This is a genomic window from Massilia scottii (genome assembly GCF_030846495.1).
Classification (GTDB): domain Bacteria; phylum Pseudomonadota; class Gammaproteobacteria; order Burkholderiales; family Burkholderiaceae_D; genus Telluria_A; species Telluria_A violaceinigra.
Genome location: NZ_JAVCWM010000010.1, coordinates 143,112 through 163,539, shown reverse-complemented (window position 1 = coordinate 163,539; position 20,428 = coordinate 143,112). Strand labels below are relative to the sequence as shown.

Below are 20,428 nucleotides of genomic sequence, written 5' to 3'. Positions count from 1 at the left end.
ACGCGGCCGATGACGGGAATGACGGAAGTGTGTTGCGTCGTGGTGGCGCCGCGCGCCGCGGCAGCCGAGCATATCCAGCTGGTGCTGACGGACCGCTCGTCGCTCACTGCGGGACGCAATTTCGGGGTGGTGTCGACGCGTGTGTGGCGCCTGGCGGACCTGGGCGCGAAGCATGCGTTCCTGCGGGCCGGATTGGGATGGGGGCACCTGCCGCTGCACATGGTCGAGGCCGACATCCGCAGCGGGGCGCTGGTGCCGATTCAGCTGGACGTGTTCGCGACGGCCGGGCCGGGGTTTTCAATGCATGCGATCCACCTGGCGGACAATCCGCCGGGCCGCGCCGGCCGCTGGTTCATCGACAAGCTGAAACAGGGCTAAGGACGAATGCTGATCTTGTCGCCCGGGCGCACGAGGTCGTACAGCACGCGCATCTGCTTGTCGTCGAGGGCGATGCAGCCCCAGGTCCAGTCGCTGCCGGCGCCTTTGCCGTGGATGAAAACATCGCCGCCCATCGGGGTGTGCTGGGATGGCGTGCGGCCCTGCCTGATCGCCGCCTCGATCGCCGCGTACTGCGCGGCCGAGATCACGCCGGCTTTGCGGCCCAGTGCGGCGTCATCGAGATTGGGATAACTGATTCCGAGCGAGAGGTAAAACTGGCTCTGCGGATTCTTATGCGTGATGACGTAACTTCCCTCGGGCGTCTTGCGGTCGCCCTGGCGCAGCTTGCGTCCGGTTGGGGAGGAACCGAGCCCGATCTTGAAGGTGCGGGTCACGCCGTCGGCCTTGTACTCCAGAATGCGTTTCGCTTTGAATACGGTGATCTGCGCGGCCCACACCGGCAAACTGGTGAGCAGAAGGACAAAGAAACTGGCTAAAAAGAAGTAGTGGCGCATAAGGGTGAACCGGTCGCACTGCGACGCGTTCGAGAGGCTGTTGTCGAACTGGCTATTTTGCACTGGTTCAAGCATGGCGTGGCAAAAAATACGCCGTGCCGCCCGGCGCGGGGCGCCATCCCATCGACCTGCTCATCAGTTGCTCACATTGCCCATAATCAATATGGTGCCCACTTCCATTGCATAGACTCAATTTTATGCCTTGCAGGAAGTCAGTGATCCTGCCCTACCGGGAGCTGCACCGTGATCGACCTCACCCTACTGTTTTTCCGCATCCCATGATGAATCTTCGCCGCCTGTCGAGCGCGCTGCTGATGTGCATGGCGCTCAGTTCCTGTTCCGAGACCGGACCGGCGCAGCTCACCGGTTACGTGGAGGGTGAGTTCGTCCGGGTGGTGGCGCCGTTTGCCGGTGCCCTGGTCAAGCTGCATGTGCGGCGCGGCCAGCACATCGAAGCGGGCATGCCCCTGTTTTCGCTCGAAGATGAAAACGAAGCGTCGGCCCGCAAGATGGCCGCGGAGCGTCTGCAATCGGCCCAGGCCCACCTGGACGACCTGATGAAGGGCAAGCGGTCCGAGGAACTCGACGTCACCCGTTCGCAGCTGGCCCAGTCGGTCGCGATGGAAAAAATCTCCGCCACCCAGCTCGATACCAGCCGCGAGCTGGTCGCCAAGGGCTTCGTCTCCCGGGTGCAGGAAGAAACGGCGCAGGCCAACAACCTGCGCGACCGTGCCCGCATCGCCGAGCTGGAACATCAGCTCACCGCCTCCCAGCTCGGTGGACGTGTCGACCAGCTGCGCATCCAGAAAGCGGAAATCGCCGTCGCCAAGGCGCAGCTGCGCCAGTCCGACTGGCAGCTGCGCCAGAAGAGCGGCGTGGCCACCCGCGCCGGACTGGTATTCGACACCCTGTATTCGGAAGGCGACTGGATCGCCAGCGGCAACCAAGTGATCACGATTCTGCCGCCCGGCGCCATCAAGGTGCGTTTCTTCGCCAGCACCGCGGCACTGGCGTCGCTCAAGGTCGGGCAGACGGTCAAGGTGCAGTGCGATGGCTGCGCCAGGGAGGTCGACGCGCGCATCAACTATATCTCGCCGCAGGCCGAATACACCCCGCCCGTCATCTACAGCAAGGATTCCCAGGCCAAGCTGGTGTTTCTGGTCGAAGCGCTGCCGGTCGACGCGCGCGACGGCTTTACCCTGCATCCGGGCCAGCCCATTCGCATCGGAATGCCACGATGAACCGCTGCGTTATCGACGTGCGCCAGCTGAACAAGCACTTTGGCGACAAGCACGTGGTCAAGGACCTGAGCATGCAGGTGCATGCCGGCGAGATTTTTGGCTTCCTCGGCCCCAACGGCAGCGGCAAGACCACGTCGATCCGCATGATGTGCGGCCTGCTGACGCCCGATTCGGGCAGCGGCACCTGCCTGGGGTTCGACGTCATCCGCGACAGCGCGCAGGTCAAGCGCCGCATCGGCTACATGACCCAGCGCTTCTCGCTGTGGGAAGACCTGACCATCCGCGAAAACCTCGATTTCATTGCGCGCATCTACGGCATGCCCCGGCGCCGCGCCGTCGTCGAGCGCACCCTGGAGCAGCTCAACCTCGGCTCGCGCAGCCACCAGCTGGCCGGCGCCTTGTCGGGCGGCTGGAAGCAGCGCGTGGCGCTGGCCGCCTGCATGCTGCACCAGCCCGAACTGCTGCTGCTCGACGAGCCCACCGCGGGCGTCGATCCGCAGGCCCGGCGCGACTTCTGGGAAGAGATCCATCTGCTGGCCGCGCAGGGCGTGTCGGTGCTGGTCAGCACCCACTACATGGACGAGGCCGAGCGCTGCCACAAGCTGGCCTATCTCTCTTACGGAAAGCTGCTGGTGCAGGGCACCGTGGACGAGGTCATCGCCAGCCAGAACCTGAGCACCTGGGTGCTCCATGAGGGCGCGATGGCGGCCGTGGCCCAGGCGCTGCGGGGCAGCCCCGGCGTCGACCAGGTCATCATTTTCGGCAACAGCCTGCACGTGATCGGCGAACAGGGCGACACGCTCGCGCACACCCTGGCCGAGCTGCATGGCCGCATGGCGTTCCGTTACGAGCAGATCGCCACGGGGCTGGAAGATACCTTCATCTACCTGATGAAACGGGCCGAGGACAATTTCGCATGATGGAGACCATGACCCCGCCGGCGGCTTTACCGGTGCGCTTTTCCGTGCTGCGCTGGTACGGCATCGTGCTCAAGGAATTCATCCAGCTGCGGCGCGACCGCCTGACCTTCGGCATGATCATCGGCATCCCGATCGTGCAGCTGCTGCTGTTCGGCTTCGCCATCAATGTCGACCCCAGGAACCTGCCCACGGCCGTTGTCGACCTGAACCAGTCGGAATTTAGCCGCAGCTTCATCGCCGGCATGGAGAAGACGCGCTACTTCAGCATCGACCGCAATATCGCCGGCGAGGCGCAGGCCGATGCCGCCCTGGCCGCCGGCAAGGTGCAGTTCGTGGTCAGCATTCCGCCCGATTTCAGCCGCAAGCTGATGCGCGGAGAGCGCCCCGCCCTGCTGATCCAGGCCGACGCCACCGATCCGGCGTCGACCAGCAATGCGCTGGCGGCCATCACCCAGCTGTCGCACAACGTGCTGCAGAAGGACCTGCGCGGTGCCCTGTCCAGACTGAACGGCGGCGCCGCGCCGTTCGAGGTGCGCGTGCACCGCCTCTACAACGAAGAGGGCATCACCCAGTACAACATCGTGCCCGGCCTGATGGGCGTGATCCTGACCATGACCATGGTGCTGATGACCAGCCTGGCCATGACGCGCGAACGCGAGCGGGGCACCATGGAAAACCTGCTGGCCACGCCCACGCTGCCGCTGGAAATCATGACGGGAAAGATCACGCCCTACATCATGATTGGCCTGATCCAGGCAACGCTGACGATCGCCGCCGCCCGCTTCGTGTTCCACGTGCCGTTCGTGGGCAGCGTGCTGCAGCTGTACGTGGTGATCATGATTTTCATCGGCGCCAATCTGACGCTGGGCATCACGTTTTCTTCGCTGGCCCGCAACCAGCTGCAGGCCATGCAGATGACGTTTTTCTTTTTCCTGCCCTCGATTCTGCTGTCGGGGTTCGCCTTCCCTTTTCGCGGCATGCCGCGCTGGGCCCAGTCGCTGGGCGAAGCGCTGCCGCTGACCCATTTCGTGCGGCTCGCGCGCGGCATTCTGTTGAAGGGCAATGGCTGGATCGAGCTGTGGCCCAACATCTGGCCCCTGCTGGCGTTCATCGCCGTGGTCATGGCAGTGGGCCTGATGCTGTTTCATAAAACCCTGGACTGAATCGCTAGTGACCAGGTGCGGCGGGACAGGGTATTCCTGGCCGGTGTGGCAGCAAATCGACGGGCCGGGTTGTGAAGGCACGCCGACATCAACGCCGGCGCCGGCGCCAGCGCCGGTATTTTTCGACCATGTCAGGAGTCTCCTATGTCGCGCTGCATATCGCTGTCCCTGGTGGCCATGGCCATCTGCCCCCCGGCCGCTCACGCAAGCCTGTGCCGCCCCGCGGCCGGTAGCGAGATCGCCGGGTATGTGTCCCCTTTCAGTTCGCCGTCGATCATTTCTCCTGTCGACGGCACCTGCTGGGTCCCGGAAATCGCCATCACCAGTCACGATGGCGCCAGGCTGATGGCCAGCCTGTTCCTGCCCAAGGGGGCGGAAGGCGGCGCGGTATCGCCCGGCATCGTCATGGTGGGCAGCTGGGCCACGCCCGGCCAGTACGAATACATGGGGCAGGCGCAGCGCCTGGCCAAGGGCGGTTACATCGTGGTCAGCTACACCGCGCGCGGCTTCCACAACTCCGAAGGGCTGGCTGGCGTGGCCGCGCCGGCCGACGTGCGCGACGTCTCCAGTGTGCTCGACTGGCTGCAGGCCAATACCCCCGTCGACATGCACAACGTCGGCGTGAGCGGCATTTCGTACGGCGGCGGCCTGTCGATGATGGCGCTGGCACAGGATGCGCGCTTCAAGACGGCGGTCGCGTTTTCCGGCTGGGGCCAATTGATGGACCAGATGTACCTCGATGGCAGCGCCAACTACACCTGGTCGAACGTGCTCAATCTGCTGGGCGCGGCCACCGGCCGGCGCGATCCCCTGGTCGACCAGCAGGTGCGGATACTGAATGATCCGGACAGCACCAGCGCGCAGATCGCCGACGTGGCCGCGTGGGCCGCGCCGCGCTCGCCGTCGCAGTTCATCGCCCAGATCAACCAGCGCAATGCGCCCGTCTTCATCAGCAAGAACCTCCAGGACGATATGTTCACGGCCAATTCCAGCATGGCCATGTTCAGCGCCCTGACCGGACCGAAAAAGCTGCTGCTCAATAAGGGCATCCATGCCTTGACCGAATTTCCCGGCGCGCTGCTGGGTGAAGACAATTACCCGTATGACGAAGCGCGCCGCTGGTTCGACCGGTTTCTCAAGGGCGTGCGCAACGGTGTCGACACCGAGCCGCAAGTGTCGATGCAGGTACGTCCGGCCAACGTGCGCGAGTCGTTCGGCACCTGGCCGGCGCCGGAAGTGACCGAGCAGACGTGGCACCTGACGCCGCGCGGCGCGCTGCGCTTCGACCTGTCCTGCTTCTGCCGCAAGGGCGACAAGGGCACCCTGTCGGCCGCGCGCAACAGCAGCAGTGCGAGCGACACCGTCCATAACTTTTCCGATACCACCGCCACCACGGGCCCGCTGCCGCTGTTGGCCACCATCCGCACCGCCCACGATATCCCGATCGTCACGATGATGCAGAGCGTCGGCCTGAGCACCGGCGTGCGCTACGAAGGCGCCGTGCTGGCCGCGCCGCTGAAGATTCGGGGCATTCCGCGCCTGACGGTGCAGGTGGCGCCATCGCAGGCGCGCGCGCAGCTGGTGGCGTATCTGTACGACGTCGATGCGATCGGCATCGCCAGGCTGATTACCTACGGTTCGCGCAGCGTGCATGCGGCCGTGCCGGGCCAGACCCTGCGCTATCCGATCGAGCTGTCGGCAGCCGCGTACGACATCCCGGCCGGACACCACCTGGGCATCGTGATCGATACGGCCGATCCCCTGTACGCGCCGGCCGTGCGCCCGGGCGAACGCTTCAGCATGAAGCTTGTATTCGACCGGGCCCTGGAATCGACGCTGGTGCTGCCCGTGCGGCAGCAATAAAGCACGCAAGAAAACACGCTCGCCCGCCGCGAGAGCCCTGAAGTCAAGCCTGACCGGAGAATACTGTGGAACTGATGGAACTGGAACGCGAAAACATGTGCCTGATTGGCGCCTCGTCGATGGATGACTGGGTCAGCTATCAAAAAACCAGCAACAGCAAGGAGGAGCTTCAGGTGGTGCTGCTGACCCACCCGCGCGACGAAACCGATCTGCCGCGCCTGCTGCCGTGGAGCGAACACCTGACCATGCAGGACCGGCGCGCCCTCACGCGCCTCCTGATGCCCGTGTTCGGCGAAATCATCAAGACGCCGACCCTGAACGCGGGCATCCTGTTCCTGCCCATGTACGCCGACGAGATGATCAACCCGCGCACCCGCGCGCACTGCCGCAAGGTGCTCGAAGAGACGGCGCTGGAGATCGCGGCAAGGGCCGGCGCCAAAATGATTTGCCTGGGCGGGCTGACCGGCGCGCTGTCGCTGTACGGGCGCCGGCTGCTGGGCAAGGCCAATGAGCTGGGCTTGCAGATCACCACCGGCCACTCGATGACGGCCGTTTCCGTGCTGCGCACCTATCTGCGCACGCTGGACGACCTGCGCATCGACCACGCCAGCGCCACCATGACCGTCATCGGCGTGGGCAGCATCGGCGGCTCGTTCACCCAACTGCTTGCGCACCAGCGCCGGCGGCCCGGACGCATCGTGCTGGTCGATACGCCCAGCCGCGCCGACCACGTCAGGCGTTGTGCCGAACAGTTGCAGGCCGACTGCGGCATTGGCGTCGAGGTGGAGTTCACCTCGCCGGCGGGCGCGCTGTCGATCGATAGCGCGGCTTACCGGTCGCGCTTCGTGATCAGTGCCGTCAGCACCGCCAACATCATCGACATCGACCGGGTGGCGCCGGGCACCGTGCTGATCGACGACAGCCAGCCGTACTGCTGGTCGCGACAGTCGGCCTGGGCGCGCGTGCGTGCGCGCCAGGATATCGCGCCGTGCGAAGCGGGCCTGATCGATTGCAGCAGCATCGGCTACCGCTCCAGGTTCAGCTTCGACTTCGCCGACCAGGACGCGACAGGCGAATCGAGCACCTCATGGTCGTGCATGGCCGAAGGCTTGCTGCGCGTGGTGGCACCGGACCTGCCGCCCACCATCGGCGAGCCCTGCATCGACAGCCTGCTGGCCTACGACGAAGCGTTCGGCAAGTGCGGCCTGAAGGTGCCCGCACTCCAGTGCGGCAACCACAAACTGCCCATCGACGAGATCCGCAAGCACTTTTCCGCCTGAGATGACGGCCCTCCCCTTCACCCATTGATGCGGAACACCCCATGACGTCAAACCACCGTAGCGAGCAATTCTGCAGCCAGTGCGGTATGCCCCACGAATATGACCGTTTCACCGTCGGCGCGCCGCAAGCGCTGGCGCAGCATGCGCAGCTGTGCTCCTATTGCGCCGACCCGGCCACGGCCGCCACCGGCACCTACCGTGACAGCGCCGATAACGCCTGGGTGCTGGACATGCTGCTCAACATCTATAAGACAGGCAGCGACGGCAAGCGCGCGCTGGCCCGCATGGTCAACCTGGCCAAGGTGGCGATTCCGTCCAAGGTGCAGGTGCTGGCTGCCCTGGTCGAGAGCCTGCCGCACCGGCGCACCGAGTCGGACTACGACGCGCTGGTGCTCTATAGCGGCGGCAAGGATTCGTCGTACATGCTCATCAAGCTGGCCGAAAGGGGCCTGCGGGTGTGCGCCTGGATGCTGGACCAGGGCTACCAGTCGGCCACGGCGATCGCCAATGCCCAGCGCCTGTGCGACAAGCTGGGCGTGACGCTGGTGATCGAACGTCCGCAGCGCACATCGATGGATACCCTGTTCCGGACCGGCTTCGAGGTCGGAAAGTCGTCGGCGAACGTGGAGCTCACGCGCGCGGTGATGACCTATGGTTCGGCGTGCATGCCATGCTTCGCCGCCATTGCCGCCGCCTCGACGCGCTTTTGCGAGACCCATCATATCCCCCTGTGCTTCATCGGCACCCAGGAAGGACAGAACCGGCTCGACCTGAACGGCAAGCCGGCGCTGGCCGGACAAGGCTTGCCGCGCCTGGACGCGCTGGTACGCAAGTTCGTCACGCCGTTCAGGAACCATGCGCAGCAGACCCACCCCGAAGCCGCCGGCATCCTCGCCAACGGCGCCTGCGACACGGTGCTCATCCCTTTCTATGAATTCGTCAAGAAGCCGGAGTTCGACGACCAGATCCGGATGCTGGAGGAAGCGGGCTGGGAGATGCCGAAGAATACGGGCGCCTGCAGCACCAACTGCATGATGAATGAGCTGGGCCGCAAGGTCATGCGCACCCGCTTCGGCTTCGACCTGTACCAGGTCATCGCGTCGCACGAACGGCGCATGGGCAACAGCGCGCCGCCCGCGGTGGTAACGCTGGAGCCGGCCCTCGATGACGACGCGGTCTACCTGGGCGCGACCTTGATCGGCCTGAGCGAATCGGAAATGAGCGAATTTGACATCAAGAAGGTGAAGAACCATGGCGAACATTGAGAACAGCGAATACTACTCGCTGATGGACCGGGTCGCGAGCAAGGCCGTGCGGGGTTTGTCGGCGATTGTCGGCGTCAAGAACATCATGCTGCCGTTCTGGAACCGCTGGCGCGCCTCGCTGATTGGCGAAGAGACGATCAACAAATTCCTGGGCAGTATCAACACCATCAACGACTGGCCCGACGCGGTCATCAAGATCATCGGCGAAGAGCAGGCCAAGCTGCAGGCCATCATGGCCAGTGGCACTCAGGGCGAGCAGATCACCGCGCTGCGGCGCCTGTCCTACCTGTGCCACATGGGCCAGTGGGGCTGCCTGGGGCTGACCGATCAGAAGCGCTATTGCTACCGCCTCTCGCGCGACTATTACATCGCCGCCGAACAGCAGGCCCATGGCGCATCCTACCGGCGCGTTGGCGTGCCGTGGAAGGGCGCGACCTGCTGGGGCAACCTGCATCTGCCCAAGAGCGGCAGCGGACCGTTCCCGCTGGTGGTGATCATCCACGGCATGGACGACACCAAGGAAGAGCACCTGACGACCGAAAACGCGCTGCAGGAACGGGGCTACGCCGTGTTCTGCTTCGACGGTCCCGGCCAGGGCGAGGCCCTGTTCTGCGACGAAATCGTGTGGCCCGAGGACTTCAACGACTTCACCAGCGCAGCCATCGACGTGCTGTGCGCGCAGCATGACTGCGACAGCCAGCGGGTGGGCGCGATCGGCATCAGCTGGGGCGGCACCTGGGCCATCAAGCTGGCCGCCAGCGACAAGCGCATCAAGGGCGTGCTCGATCTGGGCGGACCAATCAACGCGAGCACCTTCATGAAGATTCCCTTCTTCCTGAAGAGTAAATCGTTCCAGGTGCTGGGCCCCGTGGCCAGCCAGCATGTGGAGAACAACACCGCGTTCGCCATCGACAGCATCGACCTGCTCAGGGAGGTGGGGTGCCCGGTACGCATCGTCCATGGCGACAAGGACCCGCTGGTCAAGACGAGCGACAAGCAGTGGCTGCTCGATCAACTCGATAAACTGCATCCGGGCGTGCACCATTCCCTGCTGGTCCATCCCACGGGCGACCATTGCTGCACCGGGCAGGCGGCGCAAGTGCGCACCGATACGGCAGCGTTCTTCGACGAAGCGCTGGCCGCGCGCGAAGTCGAAGCGGCGGGAGCCTGACCATGCGGATGCGTGTCGCTTTGGGATGGATGGCCTGGACGCTGTGCGGCACGGTCCAGGCGCAAACGCAGGTGCCGGAATGCGCTGGCGCGGATGGGCCAGCGCATCCGCTGGTGATCAATGGCGCGGGCATGAGCAGCAAGGCGTTCGTCGACCTGTATGCGGCAGAACTGTATCTGCCTGCCAAACAGACGGACGCCGCATCCATTCTGGCGTCCGCTGGCGACAAGTCGCTGGTCATGCGCATCCGTTTTTTTGGCCTGAGCGGCGCGCTGATTGCCGAACGGCTGCGCGCAGGCCTGCGCGCCAACACCAGCGCCGACGAATTTCGCCAGGCGCAGCCGCATATTGCCGCCATCGATGCCATGCTGGGCAGCGGCACGCCGCTCGCCCGTGGCGACGTGCTGCGTTTCGACTGGCGTGCCGGCGGTGTACGCTTCACCGTCAATGGTGTGGTGCGCGGCTGTATCGAGGATGCCGCGTTTCCCGCCCAGTTACTGCGGGTGTGGCTGGGATCGGAGCCCGTCAACCCCGCGTTGAAGCAGCGCTTGCTGGGCATCCCCGATTGACCACGGCGGGCGGCATGATCTTCATGTTTGCGCTGCGCACTCCCATCTTTCGTTGCGGATGCTGAAGAACCTGGCGGCCATTGGCCGCGTCGTATGCACTACCACCACGCGGAGCGGAACCAATCGCGCCGGATACCGATGAGGAATGCGGGCATGAGAATGAGCGTCGCCGCAGTGACGACGAACAGCCACGCCAGCGAGGGCGAGATGCTGACAATCTCGTGCAGGAGAGTTTGGTAGCGCATCGGGCCTGCCAGCGGTATCAGCGACCATGAACTGGTGAAGGCAAGCACCACGCTGAAGCATGATGCGAAGAACCGGCCCCATGCCACGCGCCGCCAGAGGCCGACAATGGCGGCGCACAGCCAGGCGATGAGGGCCAGTTCCAGACAGGAGTCGCTGTCGGCGGCAAAGCGCCATCCCGAGCGCACGGCCGCATACAGCAGGACGGCGATCAGGAGATATTGAGCAAAGCGGGCATAACGAGGCATAGAGACAAATGAGGCAGACGCTGCGGTGGTGGCACAAAAGAATCAGGACGGATCGGCTGCTTTTTGCGCAGGCTGCCGGTGGGAGAATTGACTGCTCACCGGCGAGTAATACGCCAGCGCCATGACGGCGCCCCACACCATGGCAGTTATTTCCACCAGTGTGTAATCGAGCCACGAGAAGACCCACGTCCCCGAAAACGGCAGGGCGATGATGGTAGCGGCAGTGAAGTACAGCGAGAAGCTACGGGCCCACGACTTGAACGTGAACATGCCGATCACGCCTGCAAAGGAACCGATGGCAAGAGGAAGGAGTATCGAGAGGGAAAGCGGAAGATTGGCGATGTCCCAGCTATCCGGCTCGGCTTCCCATGCTGCCTGCATCGCAGGCGAGATGAGGTGAGAGGAATACCAGCCCGCAGCAGCTTGCGCAAGACACAGGATGATATACAGGGACAACAGGAGGCGAAAGCGAAACACGGTCATGGGCAGGTCGCAGTGCGCTCGACATAGCGTTGATAAAATTTGATGGATGTCGTGTCGACCTGACACAAGGTGCTATCGTCCAATTACGGTATTGTACTCATCTGCCTTCCGGTGGCTGCCACAGTTCGAGTTTGTTGCCGTCCGGGTCCATAACCCATCCGAACTTGCCCAGCTCCGATTCATCGATCTTGTCCTCTACCTGGCATCCCTCGGCGCGCAGCGCGGCCAACAGGGCGTGCAGGTCGGCCACCCGATAGTTGATCATGAAGGCGGCCGGGCTCGGTGCGAAGTGATTCGTGTCTTCCTTGAAGGCACTCCACACCGTGGTGCCGGTGCCTGCCGGATTATCCGGGCCAGACCATCGGAAAACGGCACCGCCCCATTCCTCGAGATCGAAGCCAAGATGAACCCGATACCACTCGGCCAGCCGCTGCGGGTCCGGAGATTTGAAGAAAACACCGCCAATACCGGTAACACGCTTCATGTCGGGCTCCTGACGTTTCCGTGGTTCGCGCCGCCTCCGACGCCATGCCTTCATCATACCGAAATCCGCGCGCCTTCCGCCGCAAGCGCTTGCAGACAAGCTTATTGCGTGGCGCTGCCTCCCATGATCTGGAAGAAGTCCACCGGATAAATCATCTCATAGCCGTAGAATCCCGAGGACTGGCTGCCCTTCCCGGCCGGCTTGTTCTTGAGCTGCTGGTAGGTACGCGTGGCCAGGGTGCCCCACAGCGGCTGGGTATCGTACCACTGCGGATGGGCAATGCGCCCTGCGGCCAGCTCCTGTTTGTACAGCCTGTCCAGATACGCCAGCCCGTACACGATATGGTGGTCGTGGTCAGCGCCGCCGCTGCGTGGAACGCGCCGCATCTCTGAATAGTAGAAGGCCTGGTTGGTCTTGTCGTAACCGTGCTTGACGACATAATTCAAGCCCTGGAACAGCATGTCCTTCAACTGGTCGTGCCGCACGCCCGATGCTTTGCCCACCGCGGCGAACTGCTTGTCCTGTTCGTAGAACTGGATCACGCTGCTGATCAGTGCGCCCGCCATCCACGGATTGGTGCCGGTGGCGATCGAGCCTTCGTGATTGTCCATCTTGCTCATCGTCCAGTAACCGGTGCCGTTGCGGGCATCGTTCAGGCCGATCACCGCGTTCGAGGCAACCCCTGTCGCGGGATTGAAACCGATGTGCCACAAGGGCGTCTGCCACCACTGGACCAGGTAATTGGCAAGATGGGCCGAGACGCTGCGATGGTAGTCGCTGTTGCCGGTGACGCGCACGTATTCGTTCATCACGTACAGCGGCCAGCCGAAATCGCGCTCCGCTTCGCGGTACAGCGCGGGCTTGTAGTTGCCGGCCTTGCCGGGGAGGCTGTATTCGCTGCCGGCGCTGAAGGGCAGCTTGAAGAAATGCGGCGTGACGGCCTTCCACCACCCGGCGACTTCTTCCAGCACGTCCCGGGCACGCTTGTCGCCAGTGAGCAAATACAGATCGCTCAGGCCGCTGACGTGGGCATGCCCCCAATGGAGGCTGCGGCCGTCGGTGTCCGCAGTATCGTGCATTTCGGAATTGAGTTCGCCGGCGGGTTGCTGGCGGCCTCCCATATGGCCGTTCCAATAGCCTGAACGCGGGCCGTGATGCACGCCGATGTCCATGAAATTGCGGGTCGCGATGTCGGCCATGCCGAACCAGCGCTGGTCGCCCGTGCGCAGGAATTGCTTGAAGAAGTTGTTCGAGCCGACGTGCGTATCGTTGTAAAACCCCGGAATGCGAACGCCGTTTTCCACGCGGGTCCAGCCCGGACGCCGGCGGGCGCCGAAATCGTGCCAGCCGAAACTGTTGCCGACCTTGCCGGCTTCGGGCGGATGATTAAAACTCGGCAGGTAGATATCGCGCATCAGGCTGGCGTCGTAGCCGGTCGTGGCGGTGGACGGTGCGCCGACGTCGATCTCGCCAAAGACACGCGATTGCGCGTACCACGCGCGCTCGGCCAGCAGGTCAAAGCTGTGGCGCTGGTAGCTGTCGTTCATGCTGGCCAGTAGCGTGGTCGCTGCGGCGGCATCGCCAAACGCCAGGCGCAGCTGGTAGGTCTTGGCGCCGCCCTGGCGGTGGAAATACAAGGTGTTCGGACGCTTGTAGACGTCCCCGGACTGGGCCGGCATGGCCAAATCAGGCGCTGCGCCGACCGCCCGCTCGGGGAACAAGGCGGCAGTGATCACGTTGCCGTTGATGTTGAGTTCATTGGGAAACTGCTGCCAGAAGTCCCTGACCATGAGCATCATGTGGCGTTTGCCGGTATCGAGGGCAACCCAGCCGGGCGCCTTCGACCCGCTGCCGACGCCGCTGTAGCCGAATTCGTAGGAGTTTTTCAGTTCGCTTGTGGCATCGGTCCTTGCCGTGAACTTGCCGGTTTGCGAAAGATAGTGTTCGCCACGCACCATGCCCGCGTAGACGCTGCCACTGTCGCCGCCGAAACGGTAGCTGGCGGCGCTGTCCGAGCGGTAGTTCCAGCGCATGCGCAGCGCTTTCGCCGCGATCGCCAGGGCCGGTGCGCGCAGCTCGACGTTCGGTTCGAGGCGGTCGTCGATGACCGTGGTTTCGATGTCGACCTTGTCGGAACCGCGGCTGGCGTAATAGCGCACCAGGTATTTCATCAGGACCGTGCCGCTGGCGTCCGTCAGCGATCCCTGGGCCTTGAGCACCACGCGCACGGGACCGATTTCCTCGACACTGACGACGGCATCGCGCGCACCGGACGCCGTGTAGTCGCGGTTGTCGAAGGCATTGAGCATGACGAGGTCGCCGCCATCGATGACGTGTTCATCGCTGTCGAAGCGGCCGTTGCCATCGGCGTCGCGCCACAGGGCGCCGATCATTCCCTGCCTGTTGAGCACAAACTTCAGCGGGCCGGTATCCACCGTGAGGTCGCCGCCCGCGGCTCCGGTAACGGACAGCGGACGCAGCAGCGGCTTGCGGCTCACGCCCGGACCGTAGGCGACGCGAAAGCTGGTGGCATTGCCGACATCGGCTACCACATTCAACAAGGCGACCTTGACCGAGCCGTCCGGCCAGGTGGCGAGGGCGTCGAACTGGGCGTCAACCTCCCTGCTGCCATCGCCAGTGTCGAGGCGCAGGTTGGCCACCGATTTCAAGGTACCGATGGGAAAAGGAATGCCGGTACGCAGCGGTACCGACGATGCCGCCGGTCCTGGGTTCAAGGTCAGCGGAACATAGCGGTCGGCGGCGCCGGGAAAGGGCCCCGCAGCAACAGCGAACTGGGGAGCACAGGCCAGCATCAGCACAGCGGCAATGGCGGCGGATTGGGTCGGCAGCGCATGGACGCGTTGGCGGAGTGATCGGAATGGCATTGGGACCTCCTGAAATACTGTTCCTTGAGGAACAAGCGGCGAGAATCGGGGCCCGAGATGACATGGATCAGCATCGTAGTGGGCACACAGGCAGCGATCATTGTATTTACGAGTATACAAAATAGCAATTTTTATTGGAAATTTGAGTCCGCATTCCGCCTGACCGCAGGATCGCAAGTGCAGTGCCGTGCCGGTGAATCCATCCCTCGATTGACGGGCATCGCGACGTGAGATCCTCGGGCTGGTGTAAGCGTCGTTGATACCTGCCGGCTGATTGCTGTACACGAAGTTGACAGACATGGCGCGGCTGCTGGCATGAATGTCTTAAAAATCAGGTACTTGAGAGAGTTGCACGAGTGGCATGGCCCTTGCATATAGATGAGTACGGCAAACTTATCAGCAGGCGAGGACACGATGACAGCAGCAGCGTACGAGAATTTCAGGACCGAAGGCTATGCGCTGGCGGGCCACGCGCACGATCTGCAGCGACGCGTCAGGCTGTATCAGCGCATCTACCAGGAGTCCGGCAAGCGCCTGACATTCGCCTTGATCGCGGCGCACGGTACCTTGTGGGCGTCAGGCTATTTCAAGCTGGGAATGGTCGGCGCGCGCATCGCCGCGCTGCCGTGGCTGTGCATGCCCGGCATGCGCGTTCGGAAGCTGGCGACGGTTGCCGCGTTTGTGGACCGCTTTCGCAGCATCAACCGCCAGGTCTGCGCCGAATCGTACGCCATTTTCTACTACACCAGACAGCATGGCGGCAGCGCCTTCATCCGCTCGGTGATCGGCGACCGTTTCACCGATTTGCTGGTCGACTGCCATGCGTCCTGCGAGGCCGGTACCGCGTATCCGCGCCACAAGCGCGAACAGTTATTCCACGCCCTGATCGAGTGGGAGCAGGACCATATTGTCGTACCCGGCGTGGAGCAAGCCTTCGCCAGCTTCGACTGGCCGCTGATTGCCTGGCTGGCCAGGCGTCCGGTGATCCGGTTTGCCTATTTCGGCAAACACGACCGCCTGCGCTTCCATGATTTCGCCCGCAAGGAAGAACGCCTGGGCGCAGGTTTGCAAGCCTGCCGGCTCGCGGAAGAGCTGGGGCTGCAGGCGGTCGAAGACGCGCTGGGCAGGCCGGATTCCACGGCAACGCAGGCGGTGGGCAACTTTGGGAAATTGGGGAGCTTGTGGGATGGGTGGGCCAAGTCCGTGCTGTGAGAACGCAGCGCCAATGGTCGCGCGACTGGCTTGAGTAAGTGCGCAATCACTGTCGGCGCGCTGCCAGCGTCTGGAGCTTACTTAGCTCTGTCATTTCCACTCTCGCTATCCCTACCCCTAAGGCTGCGAAGAAGTATCTGCACCTTCTCCACCTTCGCGAAGCCTTCCTTGCGCGCGGCCACCGCCTGAAAGAAACCTCCGATGAGCATAAAAAAACGGCACCGGGATTGCTCCTCGGTGCCGTTTTCGTGTGCGTCTAAGCTAGATTACGCTTCGTCGCTGTGCTGTGCTGCCGTGTTGTCTTCCATGGCTTGCAGTTCGGTGGCCATGTTGGCCTTCTCAGCATCGAGCAGCGCCTTGCGCTCTTCCACTTCCCACGCCTCTTTCTCTTTCTTGGCGCGGTGGAATGCCAGACCGGTACCGCCAGGAATCAGGCGGCCGACGATGACGTTCTCTTTCAGGCCGCGCAGCGAATCGCGCTTGCCCATGATCGCCGCTTCGGTCAGCACGCGGGTGGTTTCCTGGAACGATGCGGCCGAGATGAACGAATCGGTCGACAGCGATGCCTTGGTAATACCCAGCAGTACGTTTTCGTACGTCGCAGGGATCTTGCCAGCGGCGATCACGCGATCGTTTTCGTCCAGCAGCTCCGAACGCTCGACCTGTTCGCCGACGATGTAGTTCGCATCGCCCGCTTCCACGATCTGCACGCGGCGCAGCATCTGGCGCACGATCACTTCGATGTGCTTGTCGTTAATCTTCACGCCCTGCAGACGGTACACGTCCTGCACTTCGTCAACGATGTAACGCGCCAGCGCTTCGATACCCAGCAGACGCAGGATGTCTTGCGGATCGGCCGGGCCGTCCACGATCATCTCGCCCTTGTTCACTACCTGGCCGTCGTGTACCAGCACTTGCTTGTCCTTGGTGATCAGGAACTCGTGCTTGTTGCCGTCCATGTCCGTGATTTCCAGACGCTGCTTGCCCTTGGTTTCTTTACCAAACGCAACCGTACCCGTGACTTCCGCCAGCATGCCGGCGTCTTTCGGCGAACGCGCTTCGAACAGCTCGGCAACCCGTGGCAGACCACCGGTAATGTCGCGCGTTTTTTGCGATTCCGTCGGGATACGTGCCAGCACTTCGCCGACCGATACCGATTGACCGTCTTTGACCATGATCAGCGCGCCGACCTGGAAGCCGATCGCCACCGAGTGTTCGGTACCGGCAATCTTGACTTCTTCGTTGACGTCGTTGAGCAGCTTGACTTGCGGACGCAGCGTTTTGGTCAGCGAACCGCGACGCTTCGCATCGATCGCCACCAGGGTTGCCAGACCGGTCACATCATCAACCTGACGGGCGACGGTGACGCCTTCTTCGACGTTCTCGAAGCGGACGGTACCGGCGTACTCGGTAATGATCGGACGGGTCAGCGGATCCCAGGTTGCCAGGGCCGTACCGGCCTTGATGACCATGCCATCCTTGACGATCAGGGTCGCGCCGTACGGCACTTTATGACGCTCGCGCTCACGGCCGTGGTCGTCCGTGATCAGCACTTCGCCGGAACGGGAAATGACGATCTGGGCGCCCTTGCCATTGGTAACGTAACGCATGGTCGCGGTGAAACGGATGGTACCGTTCGACTTCGCTTCCACCGACGAGGCCACTGCCGCACGCGATGCCGCACCACCGATGTGGAAGGTACGCATGGTCAGCTGGGTACCCGGCTCACCAATCGACTGCGCAGCGACAACACCAACCGCTTCGCCGGCGTTGACCAGCATGCCGCGGCCCAGGTCGCGGCCATAGCACTTGGCGCACAGGCCGAAGCGCGTGTCGCAAGTAAGTGGCGTGCGAACCTTGACTTCGTCGATCGACAGGCGTTCGATTTCTTCGACCATGTCTTCGTCGAGCAGGGTGCCAGCTTCGTACAGCGTTTCCTGGGTTTCAGGATTGACGACGTCATGCACGTTGACACGGCCGAGGATACGGTCGCGCAGCGGCTCGATGACTTCACCGCCTTCGACCATCGCCTTCATCAGCGCGCCGTTGGTGGTGCCGCAATCGTCCTCGATCACAACCAGATCCTGGGTCACGTCGACCAGACGGCGGGTCAGGTAACCCGAGTTCGCCGTTTTCAGTGCCGTATCGGCCAGACCTTTACGAGCGCCGTGGGTCGAAATGAAGTACTGCAACACGTTCAGACCTTCGCGGAAGTTCGCGGTAATCGGCGTTTCGATAATCGAACCATCCGGCTTGGCCATCAGGCCTCGCATACCAGCCAACTGGCGAATCTGGGCTGCGGAACCGCGCGCGCCCGAGTCGGCCATCATGTAAATCGCGTTGAACGATTCCTGCGTCGACTTGGTGCCGTCGCGCTTGATGACATCTTCTACTTTGAGCTGGTCCATCATGGCCTTGCCGACTTCGTCCGAGGTCTTGCCCCAGATGTCGACGACCTTGTTGTAACGCTCGCCCGCGGTGACCAGACCGGAAGCGTACTGCTGCTCGATCTGCTTGACTTCCTGCTCCGCGGCGGAAATCAGGGTCACTTTTTGTGGTGGTACCAGCATGTCGTCGACGCAGATCGAGATACCGGCGCGCGTCGCGAGACGGAAACCGGACTGCATCAGCTTGTCGGCGAACACGACGGTGGCACGCAGGCCGCACTTGCGGAACGACGTGTTGATCAGCTTCGAAATCTCTTTCTTCTTCAGGGCGCGGTTCAGTACGGAGAACGGCAAGCCCTTCGGCAGGATTTCGGACAGGATCGCGCGGCCGACCGTGGTTTCGTAGCGCGTGACGGTGCGCACGAATTCGCCGGTCTCGGCATCCTTCGGGTTCTCGACGATACGCACGGTGATGCGGGTCGTCAGTTCGACTTCCTTGTTGTCGTAGGCGCGGATCACTTCCGAGACGTCGGTAAACAGCATACCTTCGTTCTTGGCGTTGATCGCTTCACGCGTCGCGTAGTACAGACCCAGCACGATATCCTGGGACGGCACGATCGACGGTTCGCCGTTCGACGGGAACAGGATGTTGTTCGACGCCAGCATCAGCGTACGCGCTTCCATCTGCGCTTCGATCGACAACGGGACGTGGACCGCCATCTGGTCACCGTCGAAGTCGGCGTTGAACGCCGCGCAGACGAGTGGGTGCAGCTGGATGGCCTTGCCTTCAATCAGGACTGGCTCGAACGCCTGGATACCCAGACGGTGCAAGGTAGGTGCGCGGTTGAGCATGACCGGGTGTTCGCGGATCACGTCTTCCAGGATGTCCCACACGACCGGTTCCTGGATCTCGACCAGCTTCTTGGCGGCCTTGATCGTCGTTGCCAGACCCATCAGTTCGAGCTTGTTGAAAATGAATGGCTTGAACAGTTCCAGCGCCATCAGTTTCGGCAAGCCGCACTGGTGCAGTTTGAGCTGAGGACCGACCACGATGACCGAACGGCCCGAATAGTCGACGCGCTTGCCCAGCAAGTTCTGACGGAAACGGCCGCCTTTACCCTTGATCATTTCAGCCAGCGACTTCAGCGGACGCTTGTTGGCGCCGGTCATCGCTTTACCGCGACGGCCGTTGTCCAGCAGCGAATCGACCGCTTCTTGCAGCATGCGCTTTTCGTTACGCGTAATGATTTCCGGAGCGCGCAATTCCATCAGGCGCTTCAGGCGGTTATTACGGTTGATGACGCGGCGATACAGGTCGTTCAGGTCGGAGGTCGCAAAGCGGCCGCCGTCCAGCGGCACCAGCGGACGCAGTTCCGGCGGCAGCACTGGCAGCACTTCCATGATCATCCAGTCCGGCTTGATGCCCGAACGCTGGAATGCCTCGAGCACTTTGAGGCGCTTGGCGTATTTCTTGATCTTCGCTTCGGACTTCGATTCCTTCAGTTCCACGCGCAGGGCTTCGGCATCGCGGTGGATGTCGATCGAGCGCAGCAGTTCACGGATACCTTCGGCGCCCATGAAGGCGGTGAAGTCGTCGCCGTACTCTTCGTACTTGGCGGCGTAGTCGTCTTCCGACATGATCTGGCACTTCTTCAGCGGGGTCATGCCTGGATCGGTGACCACATATGCTTCGAAGTACAGAACGCGTTCGATATCGCGCAGGGTCATGTCCAGGACCATGCCCAGACGCGACGGCAGCGACTTCAGGAACCAGATGTGCGCGGTTGGCGAAGCGAGCTCGATGTGGCCCATGCGCTCACGGCGCACCTTGGCCAGCGTAACTTCGACGCCGCACTTTTCGCAGATCACACCGCGGTGTTTCAGGCGCTTGTACTTGCCGCACAGGCACTCATAATCCTTGATAGGACCAAAGATCTTGGCGCAGAACAGACCGTCGCGTTCTGGCTTGAAGGTACGGTAGTTGATGGTTTCCGGCTTTTTTACTTCGCCGTAGGACCACGAACGGATTTTTTCAGGCGACGCCAGACCAATCTTGATCGCGTCGAACGTTTCGTTTTGCTGAACTTGCTTGAATAGATCGAGCAGTGCTTTCATGTATCA

The 20,428-nt window shown here is 62.8% G+C and carries 16 protein-coding genes; 10 read left to right on the top strand and 6 right to left on the bottom strand.

The genetic code is table 11. From position 1 onward, the window contains the following. Window positions 1-9 precede the first annotated feature (9 nt). A complete protein-coding gene (locus RBA41_RS16280; RefSeq protein WP_306625130.1) occupies window positions 10-378 on the top strand; it encodes a LysR substrate-binding domain-containing protein in 369 nt (122 codons plus the stop codon). Here the strand turns inward: RBA41_RS16280 and RBA41_RS16275 are convergent. Next, window positions 375-968 carry a L,D-transpeptidase family protein gene (locus tag RBA41_RS16275; RefSeq protein ID WP_306625129.1) on the bottom strand — a complete coding sequence of 198 codons (594 nt, stop codon included), beginning with the start codon at window positions 966-968 and terminating at the stop codon, window positions 375-377. The two genes, RBA41_RS16280 and RBA41_RS16275, sit on opposite strands and share 4 nt — an antisense overlap. A 203-nt stretch (window positions 969-1,171) precedes the next feature. Between RBA41_RS16275 and RBA41_RS16270 the strand changes: the two genes are divergently transcribed. From RBA41_RS16270 to RBA41_RS16235, 8 genes are all read left to right on the top strand, one after another. Next, on the top strand, window positions 1,172-2,134 hold the full coding sequence (locus RBA41_RS16270; RefSeq protein ID WP_306625128.1) for an HlyD family secretion protein: 963 nt from the start codon (window positions 1,172-1,174) through the stop codon (window positions 2,132-2,134). After that, on the top strand, window positions 2,131-3,054 hold the full coding sequence (locus RBA41_RS16265; protein WP_306625126.1) for an ABC transporter ATP-binding protein: 924 nt from the start codon (window positions 2,131-2,133) through the stop codon (window positions 3,052-3,054). Before RBA41_RS16270 ends, RBA41_RS16265 begins: the two co-directional genes overlap by 4 nt. Window positions 3,055-3,062: 8 nt before the next feature. Beyond that, complete coding sequence (locus RBA41_RS16260) at window positions 3,063-4,217, top strand: ABC transporter permease (RefSeq protein ID WP_374709561.1); 1,155 nt, start codon at window positions 3,063-3,065, stop codon at window positions 4,215-4,217. Window positions 4,218-4,361: 144 nt separating this feature from the next. Then, a complete protein-coding gene (locus tag RBA41_RS16255) occupies window positions 4,362-6,080 on the top strand; it encodes an alpha/beta fold hydrolase (RefSeq protein ID WP_306625125.1) in 1,719 nt (572 codons plus the stop codon). Window positions 6,081-6,145: 65 nt separating this feature from the next. Then, window positions 6,146-7,360: a hypothetical protein gene (locus RBA41_RS16250; RefSeq protein WP_306625124.1), complete on the top strand. Its 1,215-nt coding sequence runs from the start codon at window positions 6,146-6,148 to the stop codon at window positions 7,358-7,360. Between the two features lie 41 nt (window positions 7,361-7,401). Further along, window positions 7,402-8,625: an adenine nucleotide alpha hydrolase family protein gene (locus tag RBA41_RS16245; RefSeq protein WP_306625122.1), complete on the top strand. Its 1,224-nt coding sequence runs from the start codon at window positions 7,402-7,404 to the stop codon at window positions 8,623-8,625. Next, entirely contained in the window at window positions 8,612-9,796 is a 1,185-nt protein-coding gene (locus RBA41_RS16240) for an alpha/beta hydrolase family protein (RefSeq protein ID WP_306625121.1), read from the top strand. Before RBA41_RS16245 ends, RBA41_RS16240 begins: the two co-directional genes overlap by 14 nt. A gap of 2 nt (window positions 9,797-9,798) precedes the next feature. After that, the gene (locus RBA41_RS16235) at window positions 9,799-10,365 is read left to right on the top strand and encodes a chalcone isomerase family protein (RefSeq protein WP_306625120.1); all 567 of its coding nucleotides are present in this window, start codon (window positions 9,799-9,801) and stop codon (window positions 10,363-10,365) included. A 98-nt stretch (window positions 10,366-10,463) separates the two neighbouring features. Here RBA41_RS16235 and RBA41_RS16230 read toward each other — a convergent pair whose 3' ends face one another. The 4 genes from RBA41_RS16230 to RBA41_RS16215 form a co-directional block, all read right to left on the bottom strand. Next, window positions 10,464-10,856 (bottom strand): hypothetical protein, encoded by a 393-nt coding sequence (locus tag RBA41_RS16230; protein ID WP_306625118.1) that lies wholly within the window; start codon window positions 10,854-10,856, stop codon window positions 10,464-10,466. Window positions 10,857-10,898: 42 nt separating this feature from the next. Beyond that, window positions 10,899-11,339 (bottom strand): hypothetical protein, encoded by a 441-nt coding sequence (locus RBA41_RS16225; protein ID WP_306625116.1) that lies wholly within the window; start codon window positions 11,337-11,339, stop codon window positions 10,899-10,901. A 97-nt stretch (window positions 11,340-11,436) separates the two neighbouring features. Then, window positions 11,437-11,823, bottom strand: a complete 387-nt coding sequence (locus RBA41_RS16220) for a VOC family protein (protein WP_306625115.1) — start codon at window positions 11,821-11,823, stop codon at window positions 11,437-11,439. Window positions 11,824-11,924: 101 nt separating this feature from the next. Next, window positions 11,925-14,708: an RIFT barrel domain-containing protein gene (locus RBA41_RS16215; protein ID WP_306625114.1), complete on the bottom strand. Its 2,784-nt coding sequence runs from the start codon at window positions 14,706-14,708 to the stop codon at window positions 11,925-11,927. A 414-nt stretch (window positions 14,709-15,122) separates the two neighbouring features. Between RBA41_RS16215 and RBA41_RS16210 the strand changes: the two genes are divergently transcribed. Beyond that, window positions 15,123-15,920 carry a hypothetical protein gene (locus RBA41_RS16210; RefSeq protein WP_306625112.1) on the top strand — a complete coding sequence of 266 codons (798 nt, stop codon included), beginning with the start codon at window positions 15,123-15,125 and terminating at the stop codon, window positions 15,918-15,920. 266 nt (window positions 15,921-16,186) lie between these two features. Here RBA41_RS16210 and rpoC read toward each other — a convergent pair whose 3' ends face one another. Then, window positions 16,187-20,422, bottom strand: coding sequence for a DNA-directed RNA polymerase subunit beta' (gene rpoC / locus RBA41_RS16205; RefSeq protein ID WP_306625110.1), 4,236 nt, complete (start codon window positions 20,420-20,422; stop codon window positions 16,187-16,189). Window positions 20,423-20,428 lie beyond the last annotated feature (6 nt).